This is a genomic window from Nonlabens tegetincola (genome assembly GCF_002954355.1).
Lineage (GTDB): Bacteria > Bacteroidota > Bacteroidia > Flavobacteriales > Flavobacteriaceae > Nonlabens > Nonlabens tegetincola.
On record NZ_MQVV01000014.1, the window covers coordinates 224,548 to 244,721 of the forward strand.

At 36.5% G+C, this 20,174-nt stretch carries 18 protein-coding genes; 15 read left to right on the forward strand and 3 right to left on the reverse strand.

Annotation, left to right across the window (positions count from 1 at the left end):
- Positions 1–93: 93 nt before the first annotated feature.
- Both tsaD and BST93_RS07925 read left to right on the forward strand, forming a co-directional pair.
- Complete coding sequence (tsaD, locus tag BST93_RS07920; protein ID WP_105018727.1) at positions 94–1,110, forward strand: tRNA (adenosine(37)-N6)-threonylcarbamoyltransferase complex transferase subunit TsaD; 1,017 nt, start codon at positions 94–96, stop codon at positions 1,108–1,110.
- The gene (locus BST93_RS07925; RefSeq protein ID WP_105018728.1) at positions 1,110–1,811 is read left to right on the forward strand and encodes a 16S rRNA (uracil(1498)-N(3))-methyltransferase; all 702 of its coding nucleotides are present in this window, start codon (positions 1,110–1,112) and stop codon (positions 1,809–1,811) included. The genes tsaD and BST93_RS07925 overlap by 1 nt, the downstream gene beginning before the upstream one ends.
- Here the strand turns inward: BST93_RS07925 and BST93_RS07930 are convergent.
- Positions 1,798–2,556 carry a DUF1223 domain-containing protein gene (locus BST93_RS07930; protein ID WP_105018729.1) on the reverse strand — a complete coding sequence of 253 codons (759 nt, stop codon included), beginning with the start codon at positions 2,554–2,556 and terminating at the stop codon, positions 1,798–1,800. The two genes, BST93_RS07925 and BST93_RS07930, sit on opposite strands and share 14 nt — an antisense overlap.
- A gap of 109 nt (positions 2,557–2,665) precedes the next feature.
- Here BST93_RS07930 and BST93_RS07935 point away from each other — a divergent pair, with 109 nt between their 5' ends.
- Genes BST93_RS07935 through BST93_RS07945 form a run of 3 tightly spaced genes read left to right on the forward strand, consistent with a single transcriptional unit; the run spans position 2,666 to position 5,579 of the window.
- The gene (locus BST93_RS07935; RefSeq protein ID WP_105018730.1) at positions 2,666–3,307 is read left to right on the forward strand and encodes a DUF4159 domain-containing protein; all 642 of its coding nucleotides are present in this window, start codon (positions 2,666–2,668) and stop codon (positions 3,305–3,307) included.
- Complete coding sequence (locus BST93_RS07940) at positions 3,307–4,407, forward strand: AI-2E family transporter (RefSeq protein WP_060522800.1); 1,101 nt, start codon at positions 3,307–3,309, stop codon at positions 4,405–4,407. The genes BST93_RS07935 and BST93_RS07940 overlap by 1 nt, the downstream gene beginning before the upstream one ends.
- The gene (locus tag BST93_RS07945) at positions 4,407–5,579 is read left to right on the forward strand and encodes a THUMP-like domain-containing protein (protein WP_105018731.1); all 1,173 of its coding nucleotides are present in this window, start codon (positions 4,407–4,409) and stop codon (positions 5,577–5,579) included. The genes BST93_RS07940 and BST93_RS07945 overlap by 1 nt, the downstream gene beginning before the upstream one ends.
- Here the strand turns inward: BST93_RS07945 and BST93_RS07950 are convergent.
- Positions 5,576–6,379 carry a lysophospholipid acyltransferase family protein gene (locus BST93_RS07950; RefSeq protein WP_042278430.1) on the reverse strand — a complete coding sequence of 268 codons (804 nt, stop codon included), beginning with the start codon at positions 6,377–6,379 and terminating at the stop codon, positions 5,576–5,578. The two genes, BST93_RS07945 and BST93_RS07950, sit on opposite strands and share 4 nt — an antisense overlap.
- A 74-nt stretch (positions 6,380–6,453) precedes the next feature.
- Entirely contained in the window at positions 6,454–7,170 is a 717-nt protein-coding gene (locus tag BST93_RS07955; RefSeq protein WP_105018732.1) for a class I SAM-dependent methyltransferase, read from the reverse strand.
- Positions 7,171–7,330: 160 nt separating this feature from the next.
- Between BST93_RS07955 and htpG the strand changes: the two genes are divergently transcribed.
- The 10 genes from htpG to BST93_RS08005 all read left to right on the forward strand — a co-directional run bounded on the left by htpG (position 7,331) and on the right by BST93_RS08005 (position 19,861).
- On the forward strand, positions 7,331–9,214 hold the full coding sequence (htpG, locus tag BST93_RS07960) for a molecular chaperone HtpG (RefSeq protein ID WP_105018733.1): 1,884 nt from the start codon (positions 7,331–7,333) through the stop codon (positions 9,212–9,214).
- Positions 9,215–9,720: 506 nt separating this feature from the next.
- Positions 9,721–11,025 carry a hypothetical protein gene (locus tag BST93_RS07965; protein ID WP_105018734.1) on the forward strand — a complete coding sequence of 435 codons (1,305 nt, stop codon included), beginning with the start codon at positions 9,721–9,723 and terminating at the stop codon, positions 11,023–11,025.
- Between the two features lie 89 nt (positions 11,026–11,114).
- On the forward strand, positions 11,115–12,419 hold the full coding sequence (locus tag BST93_RS07970; RefSeq protein ID WP_105018735.1) for a hypothetical protein: 1,305 nt from the start codon (positions 11,115–11,117) through the stop codon (positions 12,417–12,419).
- 73 nt (positions 12,420–12,492) lie between these two features.
- Positions 12,493–13,770 carry a hypothetical protein gene (locus BST93_RS07975; RefSeq protein ID WP_105018736.1) on the forward strand — a complete coding sequence of 426 codons (1,278 nt, stop codon included), beginning with the start codon at positions 12,493–12,495 and terminating at the stop codon, positions 13,768–13,770.
- 64 nt (positions 13,771–13,834) lie between these two features.
- On the forward strand, positions 13,835–15,103 hold the full coding sequence (locus BST93_RS07980; RefSeq protein WP_105018737.1) for a hypothetical protein: 1,269 nt from the start codon (positions 13,835–13,837) through the stop codon (positions 15,101–15,103).
- A 56-nt stretch (positions 15,104–15,159) separates the two neighbouring features.
- Positions 15,160–15,663: a hypothetical protein gene (locus BST93_RS07985; RefSeq protein ID WP_105018738.1), complete on the forward strand. Its 504-nt coding sequence runs from the start codon at positions 15,160–15,162 to the stop codon at positions 15,661–15,663.
- Between the two features lie 3 nt (positions 15,664–15,666).
- Positions 15,667–16,401, forward strand: a complete 735-nt coding sequence (locus BST93_RS07990; RefSeq protein WP_105018739.1) for a CsgE family curli-type amyloid fiber assembly protein — start codon at positions 15,667–15,669, stop codon at positions 16,399–16,401.
- A gap of 18 nt (positions 16,402–16,419) precedes the next feature.
- Complete coding sequence (locus tag BST93_RS07995; RefSeq protein WP_235783964.1) at positions 16,420–16,848, forward strand: curli assembly protein CsgF; 429 nt, start codon at positions 16,420–16,422, stop codon at positions 16,846–16,848.
- 13 nt (positions 16,849–16,861) lie between these two features.
- On the forward strand, positions 16,862–18,388 hold the full coding sequence (locus BST93_RS08000; RefSeq protein WP_105018740.1) for a CsgG/HfaB family protein: 1,527 nt from the start codon (positions 16,862–16,864) through the stop codon (positions 18,386–18,388).
- Between the two features lie 6 nt (positions 18,389–18,394).
- Complete coding sequence (locus BST93_RS08005) at positions 18,395–19,861, forward strand: hypothetical protein (RefSeq protein ID WP_146104995.1); 1,467 nt, start codon at positions 18,395–18,397, stop codon at positions 19,859–19,861.
- The last annotated feature ends 313 nt before the right edge of the window (positions 19,862–20,174 follow it).

The window sequence follows — 20,174 nt, forward strand, 5'->3', positions numbered from 1 at the left end:
TAAGCACCGTGCGTATTAGTATTTTAAAGAGTCTTTTTATGGTAGAACAGTTATTTTTGCAAAGATGACCAAATTTTGTGCCTAAAAGACATAATGAAACTACAAAATTCTTACATACTTGCCATAGAATCATCTTGTGACGATACGTCTTGCGCAATTTTAAAAAATAATCAGGTGCTTAGCAACGTAACTGCGGCACAAGCTATTCATGAACAATATGGTGGAGTAGTGCCAGAATTAGCTTCAAGAGCTCATCAATCCAATATTGTTCCCACAGTTGATGTCGCTATCAAAAATGCCGGTATTGATAAAAATGAACTTACAGCTATAGCCTTTACAAAAGGTCCAGGTCTTATGGGAAGTTTATTAGTAGGAACAAGTTTTGCAAAATCTCTTGCTCTTTCGCTTAATATTCCGTTAATCGATGTTCACCACATGCAAGCTCATATACTAGCTCATTTTATTGATCATGGTCAACGAGTTCCTGAGTTTCCTTTTTTAGGAGTTACTATAAGCGGTGGACACACACAAATCGTAAAGGTGACCGATTATCACAAAATGGAGGTTATAGGAACCACTCAAGACGATGCAATAGGTGAGGCTTTTGACAAGTCTGGAAAGTTGATGGGACTAGGATATCCTGCTGGACCTCAAATCGACAAACTAGCTCAATTAGGTAATCCGTCTGCCTTTGAATTCCCTATTCCCAAAGCTCCTGGGCTCAACTTTAGTTTCAGTGGATTTAAAACTGCAGTATTGTACTTTTTACAAAAGGAGAAAAGTAAAAACCCAAATTTTGTAGAAGAAAATCTAGCCGATTTGTGCGCTAGTATTCAACACACGCTCATTAAAATTCTATTTAAAAAGCTAGAAAAGGCTGTCAAAGAAACTGGGATTAAAAGAGTGGCAATAGGCGGTGGAGTAAGTGCAAATTCAGGAATAAGGACTGCTTTACAAGCAAAACAGCAGCAAGGTTGGGACATCTTTATTCCTCCATTTGAATACACAACAGACAACGCTGCCATGATAGGAATAAGTGCCTATTTTAAATATTTGAATAAAGAATTCTGCGGTTTGGACGTGAGTGCCGCACCTAGATTATCCATGTAATGCAATTATTTTATTTCGGAAAAATAGAACCAAACCAATCTTCTATAGAATTACCTAAAGATGAGACACGGCACATTTCACGAGTTTTACGTAAGAAACAAGGCGATCAAATTCATATTACCGATGGTAATGGTAGACTTTTTCTAGGGACAATTATGTCAATTACTAGTACAAAATGTGTGGTTAATCTCGCTTTCGCGAAAGCGGAATCACAACCAACATCTAGTTTACACATTGCCATTGCACCTACCAAAATGAACGACCGTATGGAGTGGTTTTTAGAAAAGGCCACAGAAATGGGAATAGCTAGGATAACTCCTATACTATGCGACCATAGTGAGCGTAAAAAAATCAATCTTGAACGTTTTGAAAAAATAGTGGTAAGTGCGATGAAGCAAAGTAACAGATTGTTTTTACCTGTCCTTGATGAACTCACGGATTTCAGAGAATTTCTTTTATCAACTCACGGAAGTAGATTAATTGCGCACTGTGAAGAGGACGGAGAAAAAAGTGAACTTATCAATGAATTACAACCTCACACATGTTTATTAATAGGTCCAGAAGGAGATTTTTCAAATGAAGAAATAGAACTCGCAAAATCTTCAGGTTTTAAACCGGTGTCTTTAGGACCTACTCGACTGCGTACAGAGACTGCTGGAGTCTACGCTGCAGCAATATTTAATGCTACTAAATTGAATTAGTTATAGTTGCGGCTATAATTTCGTTGTTTGTGTTTTTTACGATAAGAGCAATTTTATAGCTGTTGGTTAAGGGAAAGCGATTAGGGATGTCTATACTGGATTGCCCTTTTTTGTCTATTGTTCCTATGCGTTCTTTGTATAAAACAATGTGAGTTTGATGTAATTCATTACCTTCATTTTCTCCGGAATCAATAAGGGTGGTTTGTTCCTCTAATAATAAGGCTAGGTGAGCATCTTCATAATCTTCTACATTAGATAAATCATAGGTTATATCTAGATGATTTTTTTTACGCTTTACGATAGGAGTGGTTATTTTTTTTATCTGATGGCTGTTATTAAGATAGGTGTTCAGTTTTTTAATATCATTACCAGAAAACTCTTCCATTCCATTGACTACCACTTGTGGTGTGTAGTTATTGAGTTCAAATTTTGAATTGTAAGCGGTTTGATATTCGTCAAAGTCTCTTCTTGAAAAACGATCTACCCAACCTAGTTTATTCCAATATGTTACCGGATAGCACAGTGTTACAACGTTAGGGTAATGTTTTATTTGGCTAATGGTAGCCTCTGCACTAGGACAATCTGCACATCCTTGTGAGGTAAATAATTCTAGCACCACAGGATAATCGCGCTCTACCGCTGGAATGGGTAGTTGCTTATTACTGTAATGGCTGTATGTTATAATTCCTACTATACCAAAAAAACTTAGCAAGGGAACTATGTATTGGAGTTGGTTAAATTTCATTTTATTATTTTCAAATATAACAAAGTCAGTAATCTACTCTCTTATCTATATTCATCTACAGGTAAATATTTGTTCCTTTTGAAAATGGAATGTTGTATTTTGCAAAACTATGAGAAAGATTTTAATCTTATTGTTATTTCTTACAGTATCTGTGTTAAACGCGCAACAGCTGGCTGTTTTGAAGTATAATGGCGGTGGTGATTGGTATTCAAACCCAACTGCTGTTCCCAATCTTATTACGTATTGTAATGAAAATATAGGCACTACCATTGATCGAGAGGTAGCTACTGTAGAACCTGGTTCGGTGGATATTTTTCAATTTCCATACGTGCACATGACAGGTCATGGTAATGTAATTTGGAATAATGATGAGGTTGAAAATTTACGTAATTACTTAATGAGTGGCGGTTTTTTGCATATAGACGATAATTACGGAATGGAACAGTATTTAAACAAGGAGTTAATAAAACTATTTCCACAACAGGAATTAATCGAATTGCCAGCGACTCATCCTATATTTAACAATTATGCCAGTTTTCCATCTGGTTTGCCTAAAATTCATGAACACGATGGTAAAAGACCACAAGCTAAAGGATTATTTTATGAAGGTAGATTGGTATTATTGTTTACAGTAGAAAGTGATCTAGGCGATGGTTGGGAAAGCCCAGAGGTTCATAATGATCCACCAGAAGTTCGCAAAAAGGCACTTGATATGGGTGCAAATATTATCAAATACGTTTTTTCTAATTAATGAGTTCGTCTGTGTCATCAAAAACTATATCCTTTGGTATTTTAAGAGCATTAGCTTTTTTACTGGGATTATTTGTTCTAGCTTGGTTTCTATGGTCCATTACTGCTGTTCTAGCATATATTGGAATTGCAGCAGTATTATCTCTTATAGGTAGGCCTATTGTCATGTTTTTAAGAGACCGGTTAAAGTTTGGAAACACGTTTGCTGTTTTACTTACTTTGGTTTTTTTACTTATACTCATATTAAGTGCAGTTTCATTATTAATTCCACTAGCCATTGAGCAAAGTGACAACTTGAAGTTGTTAGATAATGATGAGGTGTCTCGAAATTTAGAAATTTTTGCCAATCAAGTAAGTGAGTTTTTTGGTATACAGCGTGTAAACATCTATGAGCTAGTTAAAGAAACGGAGTATTATCAAAAATTTAATCTTGGATTTTTCTCAGACCTGATTATTCAACTTTTTAGTGCCTTAGGAGATTTTGCAATAGGATTATTTTCTATAATGTTCATTACTTTTTTCTTACTAAAAGACAGTCGACTGTTATTAGAAGGAATATTGGTTTTTTCAAAGGAAGGTAATGAAGGTAGGTTTTTGAGAGCCTTTACAAAAATCAAACAGCTTTTATCCCGATATTTCATAGGTCTTGTTTTTCAAGTACTAATTTTATTTGTCCTTTACACCATTATTCTGATTATCACCGGTACAGAAAATGCCATATTAATAGCATTTTTCTGTGCGCTATTAAATCTTGTACCCTACCTAGGTCCGGCAGTAGGATACGTTCTTATGAGTGCATTTGTAATTACAGATAATTTAGGAGCAAACTTTAGTGAAGTCATCTTCCCTAAATTGATCATTATTGCGGTAGGATATGGAATAGTTCAAACTATCGATAACTTTCTTAATCAACCTTTAATATTTGGTAAGAGTGTAAAATCACATCCATTAGAAATTTTCATCATTATCTTAATAGCAGGAATAGTATTTGGAGTGGTAGGATTAGTTCTAGCAGTACCGACGTACACAGCTATTAAAGTAATCGCTCAAGAGTTTTTAAGTGAGTATAAAATTGTTAAGAAGTTAACTCGTAATTTGTAATGAATGAGCATCTTACTGATAAAGAAGTAGTAGCCTATTTAAAAAAGATAATTCATAGCAATCCGCTTGATATAGCTCTTAAAAAATCTCCGTTTCCCCATGTATCATCTAACCAACTAGCACAACAGCTAGCTGGTATGCAAATCGCTTGTAAAAAATTTCCAGATCTCTATGAAAATGGAGAAATTATCTATCCACCTAAAGTAAATCTTGAACAAACGAGTTCACAAACGGCCGCTTCTTACAAAGCATCACGAATTAAAGGACCCATTATCGACCTCACAGGTGGCTTTGGGATTGATTGTTGTGCGTTTTACCAACACTCGAATAAAGATGTCACTCACGTTGAATTAAATCGAGATTTACAAACGTACTCTGAGCATTTATTTAAAACTTTGGATTATAGCATTCATTCGGTTAATGCAAATGGACTCACGTATTTAAAGGAAACTGATAGGCACTTTGAATCGATTTATTTAGATCCTAGTCGTAAGACTAGCTCAAAAAGCAAAGCATTATTTATTGAAGATTACGAGCCCAATGTGTTAGAATTTAAGGAATTGTTGTTAGCTAAAGCAAATCAAGTCTGGATTAAAACGTCACCCATGTTAGATTTGTCACAAGGCATTCAACAATTGCAAAATGTTCGAGAAATACATATTGTCGCCGTTAAAAATGAAGTGAAAGAGGTTTTATGGAAATTAGATAAATCCATTAATTACTCTCCTGTTATTCATTGTGTTAATTTGGAAACAAATCAAAACGTATTTCAATTCCCATGGGATAGTATTGCTCCTACCTCGAATTATGAATCGCCACAAACTTACTTAATTGAACCTAATGCGGCTATAATGAAGTCTCAAGGGTTCAGCGAGTTTTCAAAGAAGTATGGTTTAGATAAGATAGACGCAAACAGCCATTTATTCACAGCTACGACAATTGAGCCTGGTATCCCTGGTAGAGTTTTTAAAATAAAAGAGATTGCTCCTTATCAACCTAAATCTGTAAAAAAGAAGTATGGAAATCAAAGATTTGGTGTAGTAACTCGTAACTTTAAATTGAGTGTACAACAACTCAGGCAAAAATTTAAACTAGGAGAGCATGAGACAGACTATTTATTTTTTACTACTGTAAAAGGAAGTCTTTCGGTCATACGAGCACAAAAAATTTAATATTCCCACATACGTTTTTTATTCAATTCCTCTTGTGCGTTCAATTCTTCTTGTGGAATTACTTTTAAAAAACTCGGGTGTTGTTCAATAGCATATTCAATTTTCTCCACAAGGTCATCTACACTAATAGTATCATAATCAATGTCTAGAGGTTCTTTTATAATAAAGGATTGTAGAATATTTCTCTTTTTAATTCGAAGACCTTTTTTATCAAAGCTTCTTCTAAAACCATCAATAACAATAGGAACCACTATAGGCTTGTATTGTTTGATTATGTGAGCGGTTCCTTTTCTAATAGGTTTAAACGGTTTAGTTGTTCCTTGCGGAAAAGTAATTACCCAACCATCCTCTAAAGCTACACCTATATTTTTTGTGTCATCAGGATTTACAGATCGTTGAATCTCCTTACCCTTTGCTCGCCAGGTTCTTTCTACTGATATGGCACCAGCATAAGCAAGAATTTTAGGCAGTAGTCCACTGCGCATGGTTTCTTTTGCTGCTACGTAATAGATGTTAAGTTTAGGCTTCCATAAGTAGCCTATATTTTTAATCGTGTTTTCTCTTCCTTTTAACGCGGCATTGAATACATGAAACATGCAAACTACATCGGCAAAATAAGTTTGATGATTAGATATAAATAAAACATGACGATCTGGAAGATCTCTTATGATCTCACTACCTTCTATATGTAATTCATTAAATCCTTGATAGCGTCTATGAGAAAGTAGACCTGCAATTCTAATCAACCACTTTTTCAAAAAAAGAATATGTCCGAAAGGATTTTTCTTTAATAATCCCATATAAATCCTAGAATTTTAGAGTCTGCTAAGATAGGTATAGATAAATAAATAAAAACTTATTGACTAGCAATTAGTTAGCTTATGCTCAGTTGGGCGAGGTAGTCGTAATGATCGCCATCCATTACTTTAATGCAAGAAAAACCTGCTTCTTGGGCATGCTCTTTAAGAGTTTTAAAATCGCAGTACAACCAGGGAAACGGATCACTTATTAAGTTCTTATACTTAAATTGAAAACTCACTTCACCATAGTAATCAATGCCGGCAGGAATCCATAAACCACCATCTTCATCATCTTCATAAAGGAATTTTAGGTCAGAGCTGTCTATTAAAATCTGCCCGTTTTCTGAAAGCAACGCTTTTAATCGCCTTAAATAATCGGTAAGTTTATTCAGAGATTGCATGATTCCTGTACCATTCATCAACATTAAAATAGTATCATAGGTTCCTTTATGATCCCACACAGATTGTTGCATTACCATCAAGTGATCAAAATTAAATCTATTTTTAACCACATCAATAGCTCCGGCACTTATGTCAATTGCAGTCACAGGCAAGGAACGAGATAAAAGAACGGCAGTATGGCATCCGGCGGCACAACCTACCTCGAGCACGCTACCAGAACTTAAAGACAATGCCTTGCGTTCTATCTTTGGCATGTCATCAATAGATCTAAATAAATAGGATACCGGTAAAACATCATCCTCCATAGTTGGACTTAATACCTCGATATCGGTAGGGTCGTCTTGAAAATAATAATTGCGAATAGCGGTTCCTAATACATCTTGATCCATAGTGCAAAGTTACTCTTTAAACTTTTCAATTGTGACATAATTACTGCCAGCTTGACACCCATTTTATAATTGGTACTAGGTTTGAATAGTGGGCTAGTGATGTAAATAATTACGCTTTCGCGAAAGCGTAACAAACACAAACACTAATAAAACTATAACTATGTCACAAAAAGGAACTATTAATGTAGCTGTGGAGAATATTTTCCCACTGATTAAGAAGTTTTTATACAGCGATCATGAAATCTTTCTTAGAGAACTTGTTTCTAATGCAACAGATGCAACTCTTAAATTAAAACATCTTGCTAGAATAGGAGAGGCCAATGTTGAATTAGGAGATCAACAAATTGAAATCAAGATTGATAAAGAGGCAAAAACATTAAGTATTATCGATCGAGGTATCGGGATGACGGAAGATGAGGTGCAAAAGTATATTAATGAAGTCGCTTTTTCTGGTGCCGAGGAGTTTCTTGAAAAGTATAAAGACACAGCCCAAGATAGTGGAATAATTGGTCACTTTGGTCTAGGGTTTTATAGTGCCTTTATGGTTGCCGATAAAGTAGAGATCATTACAAAATCCTTTAAAGACGAACCTGCTGTACACTGGACCTGTGATGGATCACCACAATATACGCTAGAGCAAGCGGATAAAACAGAGTTTGGAACTGAGATCGTTTTACATATATCTGAAGACGAGACAGAATTTTTAGAGGATCATAGAATTACCGAGCTATTAAACAAGTATAATAAGTTTATGCCGGTACCTATTAAATTTGGTACACGAACAGAGACTTTACCAAAAGCAGAAGATGCTAAAGAGGAAGATCCTGCACCTACTCAAGAAGTAGACAATATTATAAACAATCCAGATCCAGCTTGGACTAAACAACCTGCTGATCTTGAGGATCAAGATTATAAAAATTTCTATCGTGAACTGTATCCTATGCAGTTTGAGGAACCATTATTCCATATCCATCTAAATGTAGATTATCCATTTAACTTAACGGGTATTTTGTTTTTCCCAAAAATGACGGGAGATTTAAATATTCAAAAAGACCGCATACAACTGTATCAAAATCAGGTATTTGTTACAGATAATGTAGAAGGTATTGTTCCAGAGTTTTTGACCATGTTGCGTGGTGTGATAGACAGTCCTGATATTCCATTGAATGTATCTCGCTCATACTTACAGGCTGATGGTGCTGTTAAGAAAATCTCTAGCTACATTACAAGAAAGGTAGCAGATAAGTTGAAATCATTATTTAATAATGATAGAGAAGGATTTGAGAAAAAGTGGAACGACATTAAACTGGTGATTGAGTATGGAATGTTGAGCGAGGAGAAGTTTTTTGAAAAAGCTGATGCTTTTGCACTTTACCCAACCGTGAATGATACTTTCTTCACTTGGAACGAACTTATTGAAAAAGTAGGTGAATCACAAAAGGATAAAGATGGTAAGACCGTTCTGTTATATGCTTCAAATAAAGAAGAGCAAGACAGTTATATTACCGCTGCTCATGAAAAAGGCTATGAGGTATTGTTGCTAGATAGTCCAATAGTTTCTCATCTTATGCAGAAATTAGAAACTAGTAAGGAGAACATATCATTTGCTAGAGTTGATGCTGACCATATTGATAACCTCATTAAAAAGGAAGAGAACACAGTATCCAAACTTAATGAAGAAGAACAAGAGCAATTGAAAACTGCTGTAAGTGACGTAATCGCAAGTACTAATTACAACGTTCAGGTAGAGGCGATGAGCAGTGATGCAGCTCCTTTCATGATTACTCAGCCAGAATTCATGCGACGAATGAAAGAAATGCAAGCTACTGGTGGTGGAATGATGGGTATGGGAAATATGCCAGATATGTATAATCTTGTCGTGAACAGTAATCATGAATTAATATCAAAGATTGTTGCTGCACCAGATGGTAAAAAACAGGAATTGATTAAACAATCTGTAGATCTTGCCAAGCTCAGCCAAGGTCTTTTAAAAGGCAAAGATTTAACAGACTTCATTAAACGTAGTTACGATTTAGTGAATTAATCTTAGAAATCTAATTGTAAAACCGCCAGATTTTTTAAAATCTGGCGGTTTTTTTGTTGAAGCTAGAATAGTCGTTGATTTTTCATCCGATAAAATACTTAAAAAGAGGTTTTTAAGTAAAATACTCTAGAATAATACTAGGGTTTTAAGCTCTACTCATCGTATTTAAGTGTTTTTATCTATTTAACTTAAAATTAACATAAATTTTTAACTATTGAATTTACTAGTGTTTTCATCGATTTGTACCCATTAATGGGAATAGCGCGAGCAATGATGTACTTGCTTAACACTTTTTTTTATGTGTACATTTGGAATGTCTTCAACGGCCAACCCTAATTGCACTAGAAGATAACGACAAAATCCCTTATGTCGTTTTATCGTACCCTACTACGGTTTTAAATAGTCCCCTTTAGAATAATTAACATTATTCCAACTGTAAATAATGCGTAAGATTATTTAGAGTGCTCAAAATGAATGTGTTTTTATTAATTCTAAATATTCTAATTATGAACCGAGTAAATTTAAGTGTAGCAGCACTTCTTGTGGCTGGATTTGCCTTTGCGCAATCTCCACAAACTGTAGCAAGCCCAGGTCAGCAAACGGCACCTGTAGCTGTATTACCAGCTGCTTCTGCTGGAGGTAACTATTCCAATATTGACCAGAAAGCAGTAGGTAGTGATGCCACGGTACAACAACAAGGTACCTCAAACATCTCATTTATTGATCAAACAGGATCAAATGCATCAAAGAAAAATAATGTAGATGTACTACAATGGGGTAACGTACAACCAGGTATTAGTGGTTACCTGAACTATTCTGATATTAAACAGACTGGTGAAGGAAACAACTTTGACCTTATGCAACAAGGAGATAAAAACGAAAACTTTGGTCTACAAAATGGTGTAGACAATAGTGTAGTTGTGCAACAAGGTGCTAATACTCCACAGCAAGCTGAAGAAAATCTTGCTTTATCAGACCAAGACGGTCTTGAAAACTATGCTGAAATCCAGCAAAGATATGACAACAACAAAGCAACGATCACGCAACGTAATGACGTGTCATCAGGTGCTGGTAACTGGTCCTATCAAGAACAAATTGCAAATCCTAACCAAAGTGCAGGTCACACTGCAGTAGGTGAGCAATGGGGTGACGATAATACGTTAATCCAATTGCAAGAAGGATCTGCATCAGGACCTAACTCTTTAGGTAACTACGCTCAAGCAAATCAAGGAGACGCTCTTGCAGCTCCAGACAGCGCAACAGGTGCATTTGCTCAACAAGTACAATTAGGTGACGGTAACGAAGCTTATGCAGGTCAAAAATTGACTAACGATACTTCTTTCCAAGAGCAAATAGGTGATCTTAACCTTGCTGAGGTTAAGCAGAACTTAAGTGGTTCAAATGCAGGTGGTGATAACCATGCTGAGCAATACCAAGACGGTAACTTGAACGAGGCTAGAATCGATCAGAATGGTAATAACAACATAGCTTTACAAGAGCAATATGGTGATGACAACTACTCTAAGATTAAGCAACGTTACGGGCAAGTAACTGGTAATGAAGCTATTTCTTATCAAAATGGTACATTGAACAACTCTGTTATTAATCAACAAGCTAATGCAAACATGGCGCTTGTAGATCAAACAGGTGATGGTCAAATGTCTGTAATCAACCAAAACAACCCACTTAACGGTTCTCCAGCAGCTACTTCTGGATCTAACAGTGCAACTGTTATTCAAAGAAACGCTAACGTGGCATTAACTCCATCTACGCTTAAAGCGGCTCAAACAAGAGCAGATCGTCGTAGATAGTATAACTAATCCAGCACCTACCGAGAATCTTCATTCCCTGTCTGGTGCTGGATTTTAATTCTAAATTCTAAATTCTAAATATCAAAACCATGAAAAATATATTATTAAGTGCGGGAGCTATGCTTATCGCTAGCGTTGCATTTGCACAAACACCAGCAACGGTACCAGCAACAACTTCTTCTGCGATTGCAGTGCCTACTCCACAAGTGTCTCCAACTCTTGGAGCAACAGTAGGAGGAAACTATTCTAATATCAATCAAAAAGCTGTAGGTAGTAACGCTTTAGTAGAACAGCAAGGTACTGCTAATGCTTCATACATAGACCAAACAGGATCTGATGTTGGTAATAAAAATAACGTTTACGTTAAACAATGGGGTAATGTTCAACCATCTATTTCAGGTTATCAAAACCACTCTGAAATTACGCAGGATGGTGCAGGAAACGACTTCACAGCCTTACAACAAGGTGATACCAATATGAACTTTGGATCGCAAATAGGTCTAAATAATACCGTGATGGTTAAGCAAGGGGCTAATGCTGCTCAACAAGCACAAGATAATGTTGCTCTTTCTGATCAAGATGGTAAAGACAACAGTGCAGAAATCGAGCAATATTATGATAACAATATGGCTTCTATCACACAACGCAATGATCAAGTAGCTGGTGTAGAAAACCAATCTTATCAATTACAAACAGCTAACCCTAACCAAACTGCTGGACACACAGCTATTGGTGAGCAATGGGGTGATGACAACAAATTAGTTCAAATGCAAGATAGCGGTAGCCCTGCTAGTGGTGGAGCTAATCATGCTGAGGCTTATCAAGGTAACGCAACTGCTGGAGCAGTGAATGCTTTTGCTCAACAACTACAGTCTGGAGATAATAATGAGGCATACTCTAACCAATTTGGTGTAAATGACGAGTCTTTCCAAGAGCAAAATGGTTCTGCAAACGTAGCTGTAGCTAAGCAAAATACTAGTCCAACTAGTGGAGGCGACAATTTATTAGAGCAATATCAAGAAGGTACTGGTAACAGAGCTAGTGCAGATCAAAATGGTAGTAACAACCAGTCTTTCCAAGAACAGTACGGTACAAATAACAGTGCTGTATTAACTCAACGTCAAGGTCAAATAGCTGGTAACGTTGCCTTATCTATTCAAGAAGGTATGAACCACCAGTCTGAAATCAACCAAAAGACTTCTGGTAACATGGCTACTGTAGATCAAACTGGTCACGGACAAATGAGTATTGTTAATCAAAACTTCCCAGCTGGTAACGGTACTACTGCTCAGGCAGGTGCTGGTTACAACAGTGCAACGGTTATTCAAAGAGATGCAAACGTAGCATTAACTCCACAAATTCAGAGAGCTAACGCAACTAGAGCTAGATTCTAATAAAACCATAAATAAACATCTAGTCTATAATTAAAATAGGCTAGATGTTTTCAATATTCTAAATCTATAAACTATGAAAAATTTATTCTTAACTGCTGGGGCAATGTTAATAGCAGGTGCAGCTTTTGCTCAAACACCTTCTATGGTACAAGTTCCTACTCAGCAGAGCTCGCCTACCGCGACAGCCACAGTAGGTGGAAACTACTCTAATATCAATCAAAAGGCTGTGGGTAGTAATGCCTTGGTAGAGCAACAAGGAACTGCAAATGCTTCTTTTATTGATCAAACTGGATCTGACCAGAGTAATAAAAATGAAGTTTATGTGAAGCAATGGGGTAATGTGCAACCATCCATTTCTGGTCATTTGAATTATTCTGATATAACTCAAAATGGTGCAGGTAATGATTTTACTGCTTTACAACAAGGTGATGAAAACCAAAACTTTGGTACCCAAGCTGGTTTTGATAACACTGTAATGGTTAAGCAAGGTGCAAACAGTGCACAGCATGCAGAGCACAACATTGCTATTTCTGATCAAGATGGTAAAGAAAACAGCGCAGAAATTGAGCAATATTATGACAATAACGTGGCGACAATTAAGCAACGTAATGATCAAACTGCTGGAATCCGTAACCAATCTTACCAACTTCAAACTGCAAATCCTAATGCTAGCGCTGGTCACACAGCTATTGGTGAGCAATGGGGTGATGATAATAAGTTAGTTCAAATGCAAGATAGCGGTAGCCCTGCGTCTGGTGGTGGTAACTATGCAGAGTCTATGCAAGGTAGTGCTGCACACTCAGCTACAAATGCATTTGCTCAACAAAAACAGTCAGGAGATCTTAACCAAGCATATGCATCTCAATTAGGAGCAAATAATACATTATTCCAGGAACAATTAGGATCTGGAAACAAAGCGGTTGCATCTCAAGCAGATAACCCTGTAAATGGAAGTAACCTATATGCTGAGCAGTACCAAGACGGTACCGATAATGAAGCAAGATCAAAGCAGAATGGACGTAACAATGAAGCGTACCAAGAGCAATATGGTCTTATGAACTACTCTACGATTGAACAAAGAGGTGGAGTAAACCCAAATGACGGTAATGTAGCATTATCTATCCAAGATGGTACATTAAACGACAGTAGAATTAAGCAACAAGCTCGTGGTAACACAGCTTTTGCAGATCAAACTGGAGACGGACAAATGAGTGTAATTAATCAAAATCTTACTTCTAACTCATCTCCTAATGGACATGGATACAACAGTGCTACTGTTATCCAAAGAAATGCTAATGTATCACTAGCACCTCAAGTACAAAGAGCTGGTGCAACTAGAGCTAGATTCTAATAATTATTAATGATCTCGTTCTAGTAACACTAGAACGAGATTATTTTCATTCAATTACAACCCAATGAAACTCTTAATAGGTATAGCGTTTTTCCTTCAGGTAAGCATTCTTGTGGCTCAAAATCCACAACAGGTTGTTTCTCCTGGGCAGCAAGGTTATCCTACAAACAATGCTTCGCAAGGAGGAAATTATTCTTCCATTGATCAAAAGCAAGTAGGTAGTGATGCCGTTGTAGCCCAGCAAGGTACAGCAAATGCTTCTTTTATTGAACAAACGGGAACTAGTGTAACAAATCGCAACACAGTTTCTGTTTTACAATGGGGAAATGTACAACCAGGAACCAGTGGTGAGCAGAATTATTCTGACATAAAACAAAATGGAGCTGGTAACCAGTACACGCTAATTCAGCAAGGCGATATGAATGAAAACTTTGGTACTCAAGTAGGAGATAACAATAAAGTTCTTGTACAACAAGGCGCAACTATTCCTCAACAAGCACAAAATAACCTAACTCTAGTAAACCAAAATGGTTCACAGAATTATGCACAGGTTCAACAGCGTTTTGACAACAGTCGTGCGCAAATAACACAGCATAATGTAGGAAGTGCCGGAATAGGTAACCGTTCTTATACAGAACAAATTGCAAATCCTAATCAAAGTGCAGGTCATACTGCTATTGTATCACAATATGGCGACGATAACGAGGCGATTCAAAAACAAAGTGGATTTATCTTCTTTCCAAATAACAATGGGAATTACGCTCAAATCGATCAAGGTGATTCAACAACTGCAGCTCATGGAAATGTCGCTCAACAGTTACAAGCTGGTGATGACAACGAGGCGTATATTACTCAATATGGTAATGACAACACAGTATTCCAAGAGCAATGGGGCAAATCAAATACAGCAATAGCCTCACAGAATGCAAGTTCTTTGACAGGTGATTCTAATTACATAGAACAATATCAAGCAGGAACTCATAATCTTGCTAGTGCAACACAAAATGGATCAAATAATCATGCTTATCAGGAACAATATCTTTCTCACAATACCTCAATTATTACTCAAAACGGTGGTCAAAATGGTATGAACGAGGCGATAAGTTTACAGCGTGGTTTACATAACAACTCTTTGATACAACAACAAGCAAGTAACAACTTTGCCTCTGTAGATCAAGTAGGTAACGGTCATACAAGTGTGATTCAACAAAATCAAGGAAGTGTAACACCAAATGCTGGTTCAAACAGTGCTGTTGTTATACAACGTAATGCAAATGTTTCTCTAGCAGGATACTCAAGAAGAGCCGCTGCTACAAGAGCACACCAATTTTAAAAATCTAAGAAGCTGGAGAAATCACAACTCCGGCTTCTTTTAATAAAATAAGAGATATGAAATATTTACTAATAGTTCTTCTGTTTTCCGCTTTCGCGAAAGCGCAAACATACGTGGATGATCAAAATCTAGTTAATGGAGGAAATTTACAGACAGAAAATGCCCAGCTTAATGTAGCTACCACTACAACACAACAAAACGCTGCAAGAGGTAATACAACTCAAAATAATTCGGTATTTATCGCGCAAGTAGGTGTAAACAACTTGGCACTTACCAATGTAGCATCGAATAATGCTGAGGTTAATATTACTCAATCAGGATCTTACAATTTAACTGATTTGAGAATTAATTCTCTTGTTGTTAGACAAAATGTAAATCAAAATGGAGTAGGAAATCAATACTATAACTATAGTACTCAAGGTAATTTACTCAATGTTGCCAACGTAAATCAAGAAGGAAATTACAATACTACAATTAGTGTAGGTAACAATAGTGTGACTGAGAGAGTGAGAGTAAACCAGCAAGGAATAGGAAGTACCGTATATGTACTTCATTATTAATCAATGAAGAGATTTAAATATTTAATAGCATTCGTTTGTTTAATAGCTGCTTTTACTAGCGCACAAGAATCTCTTTACAATAGAACAGTGGCAGCAGAAATTGTGCTGGAGCAACAAGCTGAAAATATTGTGATTAAAGCACTTGCTGTAAACAAAACTCAAGTTGATACAGGTATCAGCTATAAGTTTACTGTTTTTACTAAAGACAGTTTAAATAATTCTAGTAAAAATGAACAAAAAGGTAATGGTGTGGTCAAGGCTGGTATTAAAGCCCTTTTAGGTACTACACAGGTAGGAATTAACATTCCAGAAGAAATAAAAATAATGGTACTTATTTATGATCAACTGGATCAATTAATAGGTAAAAAAATAGAAACTATAGCGCCCTATACTACACAATTGGTAACAGCAAACCAATATCGAAATGACGATGAATATCTAGGGTTTAGGGGAATAGTAACTAATAAAACAAGAACAAAACCAGGTAAGGATTTTTATATTGAATTCTTCCGATTATATAAAAAATACAATGTCAATAGTGATAAAATCGTCGTTGTCAGGGAAGTGTTTGGTCAGGGACGTACTTCACAAATTCAAATACAAGTAGGCTTTACCAAGTTAGAGCCCTTTGTACTCAGCCCACAAAAAAAATACATTGAATATATGGCCTCGCGTATGCTTCAACTAGTATATATCGAGCTACAAAAAATGAAAGAAAAAGAAACTCGAGAATATTAATAACTAAAAACCAAAATCATGCTCAAATCGATTACAACAATGCTCACGTTGTTTATGGTTATTCTGTTAAGCTCAACAACAGATTCCCAAGCTCAACAATTAGTGTACAGACCTATTAATCCAGCCTTTGGTGGCGATACTTTTAATTATCAATGGTTGGTTCAAAGTGCCGAATTACAAAATAAATTTACTGATCCCAATGAAGCAGCTCTTGCAGAAGATGAGTCTGCATTAGATGCTTTTGCTCAAGGTTTGAATAGACAACTTTTAAGTTCGTTATCTCGTAGTTTATTAAACTTACAATTTGACAGCAGTCAGGATCTAGAACCAGGTACCTTCAGTTTTGGAAATCTTGAAGTTGAAGTCTTGGAATCTTTAGAAGGATTGGTAATAAATATTTTAGATACAACTACAGGTGATCAGACTCAGGTAGTCGTTCCTCAATAAACCAACCTTTATTATGAGACTTTTTAAACTAGTAGTGATACTACTGGCCTGTATGATTTTGCAGGGATGTGGTGCCTACTTTAACCAGCCTTTAGATACTCAAGACGCTAGAATAGGTGAGACTACAAAAGTTACTGATCGCTTGCGTAATCTTCCACCACCTATCATACCAGCAGTTGTAGGAGTATATAAATTTGAAGACCAAACAGGACAATTTAAATTGAGTGAGGTAGGAAGTACCTTTAGTAACGCTGTTACTCAAGGAGGAACAACTATCCTAATTAAAGCTCTTGAAGATTCTGGATGGTTTAGACCTATCGAGAGAGAAAATCTTACCAATCTAATTACAGAACGTAATTTGATACTAGATACTCGTCGCTCTTATGCCAAGCAAAGCAACACTCAAATGAAGGATTTGGATCCTTTATTATATGCAGGTATCTTAATTGAAGGTGGTATTGTATCGTATGACACAAATGTTCTCACCGGTGGCGCAGGAGCTAGATACTTTGGCGCTGGTGGTTCAACAAAATACCGCCAAGATCGAGTAACTGTTTATTTGAGAGCAGTTTCTACTAAAAGTGGTGAAATATTAAAAACCGTATATGTTTCAAAAACTATTTTCTCACAAGCAGTTGATGCTAGTCTTTTTAGATATGTGAGTTTTCAAAGATTGCTAGAGGCAGAAACTGGTTTTACTAGAAATGAACCAGGACAGCTTGCTATTAAAGAAGCCATTGAAAAGGCAGTAGAATCTTTGATTATAGAAGGTATAACTGTAAACCTATGGTCGCCTGCTGGTGGTCAAGAAGTTGCTACAGCCATGGTTCGTAAGTACAATAAAGAGAAAGAAGTGGCAGAGCGTACTGATGTGTATCAACGTGATCTACTACAACGCCGTAGTAAATTAAGAATTGATTTGGGCGCTGGTGGAACTTACATGCAAGGTGATTTGCCCAATGCCGATTATGAACACCATTTTAATGTAGGTCTTAAATACAACTTTAACCCATACCTAGGTGTGCGTGGAAATCTTAGTCAGTTGCGATTAAACAACGAGGGCTTGTTTAATGAACAATTTCGCACTGCCGATTTAAATGCCGAAGTTACCTTACTACCTTTTGAATCTTTTACTCCACATGTTTATGGTGGAGCAGGAGTTTTGGCTGTAAATGGTATTTCAAATTTTGAACCTAAACTACAAGTAGGAGCAGGCTTTGAATATGCCTTAACTCCTAGTTTTGGAATTCAAGCTTTTGGTGAATATAACATGACATTTACCGACGAGCTGGACGGAACCGTGGCAGGTAAACGAGATGATAACTATTACAGAGTAGGAGTAGGTCTCAATTTTTATCTAGGAGATAATCAAGCGAAACAAAACAATCTTACTAAACAACAACGTAAAGCTAGACGCCGTCAAAAACGTAGTGAGCGCAAGCAATTGAGAGAAAGTTTGAAAAAAGCTAAAGAATTAGATGCGCTTTCTCGTCCTGCTCAACAAGATGATAATTCAAACGGATCTACTAACTCAAACTAAACAATCATGAAATACACAACATACATTCTGCTAGGACTGCTACTCATGTTGACGGGTTGTAGTGAAGATACTATCGAGATTAATGGTAAAGGGATTATTAAAGGTAGGGTAGTAGAGGATATCACTTTTTTACCTCTTGAAAATGTAAAAATATCAACAAATCCACAAACCAATGTCGTATTTACCGATGTAGATGGGAATTTTGAAATAGAGGTTGAAGAAGGACAATATGCTGTACAAGCCCAAAAGGATGATTTCTTAGCATCATTTGAAAGCGCCGATGTCTTTACAGGAGAAACCGTAGAACTTGTTTATGAACTTAAACCATCAACAGCAAACAATCAACCACCAGCTACACCGTCATTGGTTGCTCCAGTGGATAATGCCGTTGATCAACCCTTTGAACTTACCCTAGAATGGAGTTCTGTCGATCCTGATGAGGACGAATTAAAATTTACAGTTTTACTTAGAAACAGCAGGGATAATACGGTAGAAACTTTTGAAGATATTACCGAGGAAACACTAGATGTGCAAGTGGCTTTTAATACTACCTATTTTTGGCAAGTAATTGCAAATGATGAAATCAACACACCTGTAAACAGTCCGGTATTTACTTTTTCAACAGCAGACTTTCCGTTAAACAGATTCCATTTCGTGAGAAAATCAGGTTCTAACAATCAAATTTTTAGTGCCGATGGCGATGGAGTAGAAATAGCACTTACTGATGCCACAACTAATTCTTGGAGACCACGAATCAATCGTACCGCAAATAAGATAGCTTTTTTACGAAATGTGGGTGCTCAAATCCACGTATTTACTATGGATCCAGATGGCAATAACCAGCAACAAATAACAAGTCAAATACCAGTTTCAGGGTTTAATCCTGATGAAATAGACATCACTTGGTCAGATGATGGTTCCTTGATTTATTATCCTGTACAAGACCGGTTGTACAGCATTCAATTGGATGGAACAGGATTAACACAAGTACATCAAACGACGGGTAATCTAATTACCGAAGTTGATTTTAATAACGGTATTCTAGCGGTAAAGACTAATAATTTATCCGGCTATAACTGCGAGATTTATACTATTGATACTGTAGGTAATGTGCTCGATGTGGTTTTAACTGGAGTGACTGGAGCTGTAGGTGGTATTGATCTAAGTGCCGATAATTCTCAAATTTTATACACACGTGACGCTAGTGGATTTGAAAACCAGCAGTATCGCAGGCTAGATGTTAATGCTTACGTCTACAATTTCAATACCATGAATGAGGTTAATGTGAGCTTTAATAAGGATCCAGGGACTAATGATCTGGACGTTCGTTTTTCACCGACTGAGGCTTCCATAATTGTGTACAATCAAGACAACGATGGAATCACGCCAGGTAAAGTACAAACACTAGCCATATTAGTACCTGATACACGTGAAGATGAATTTACAAACGCAATGATGCCAGACTGGAAATAACATTATCTCAAAAATGGGAATAGCTGTCGTTTATCCTGTACATTGTGCGTAACAATGTCGTTTAAACTGTCCCTGAGCAAGATAGTTTATAGGATATCTGAATAGGATACTTACGCAACTTCACTATTTTTAAACGGCTATTCCCTAGGGATAATATATAAAAAAAATAATGCCTGAGAAGAGTATAGGGAAACTCTTCATCAGGCATCTTTCATTCTAAATATCTATAAACCGTTATGTTTTAGACGACACAAATATACAGATGAAAGGTTTATTTGTTAGATTAATTACATAATATTTAGCATTTGTTCAA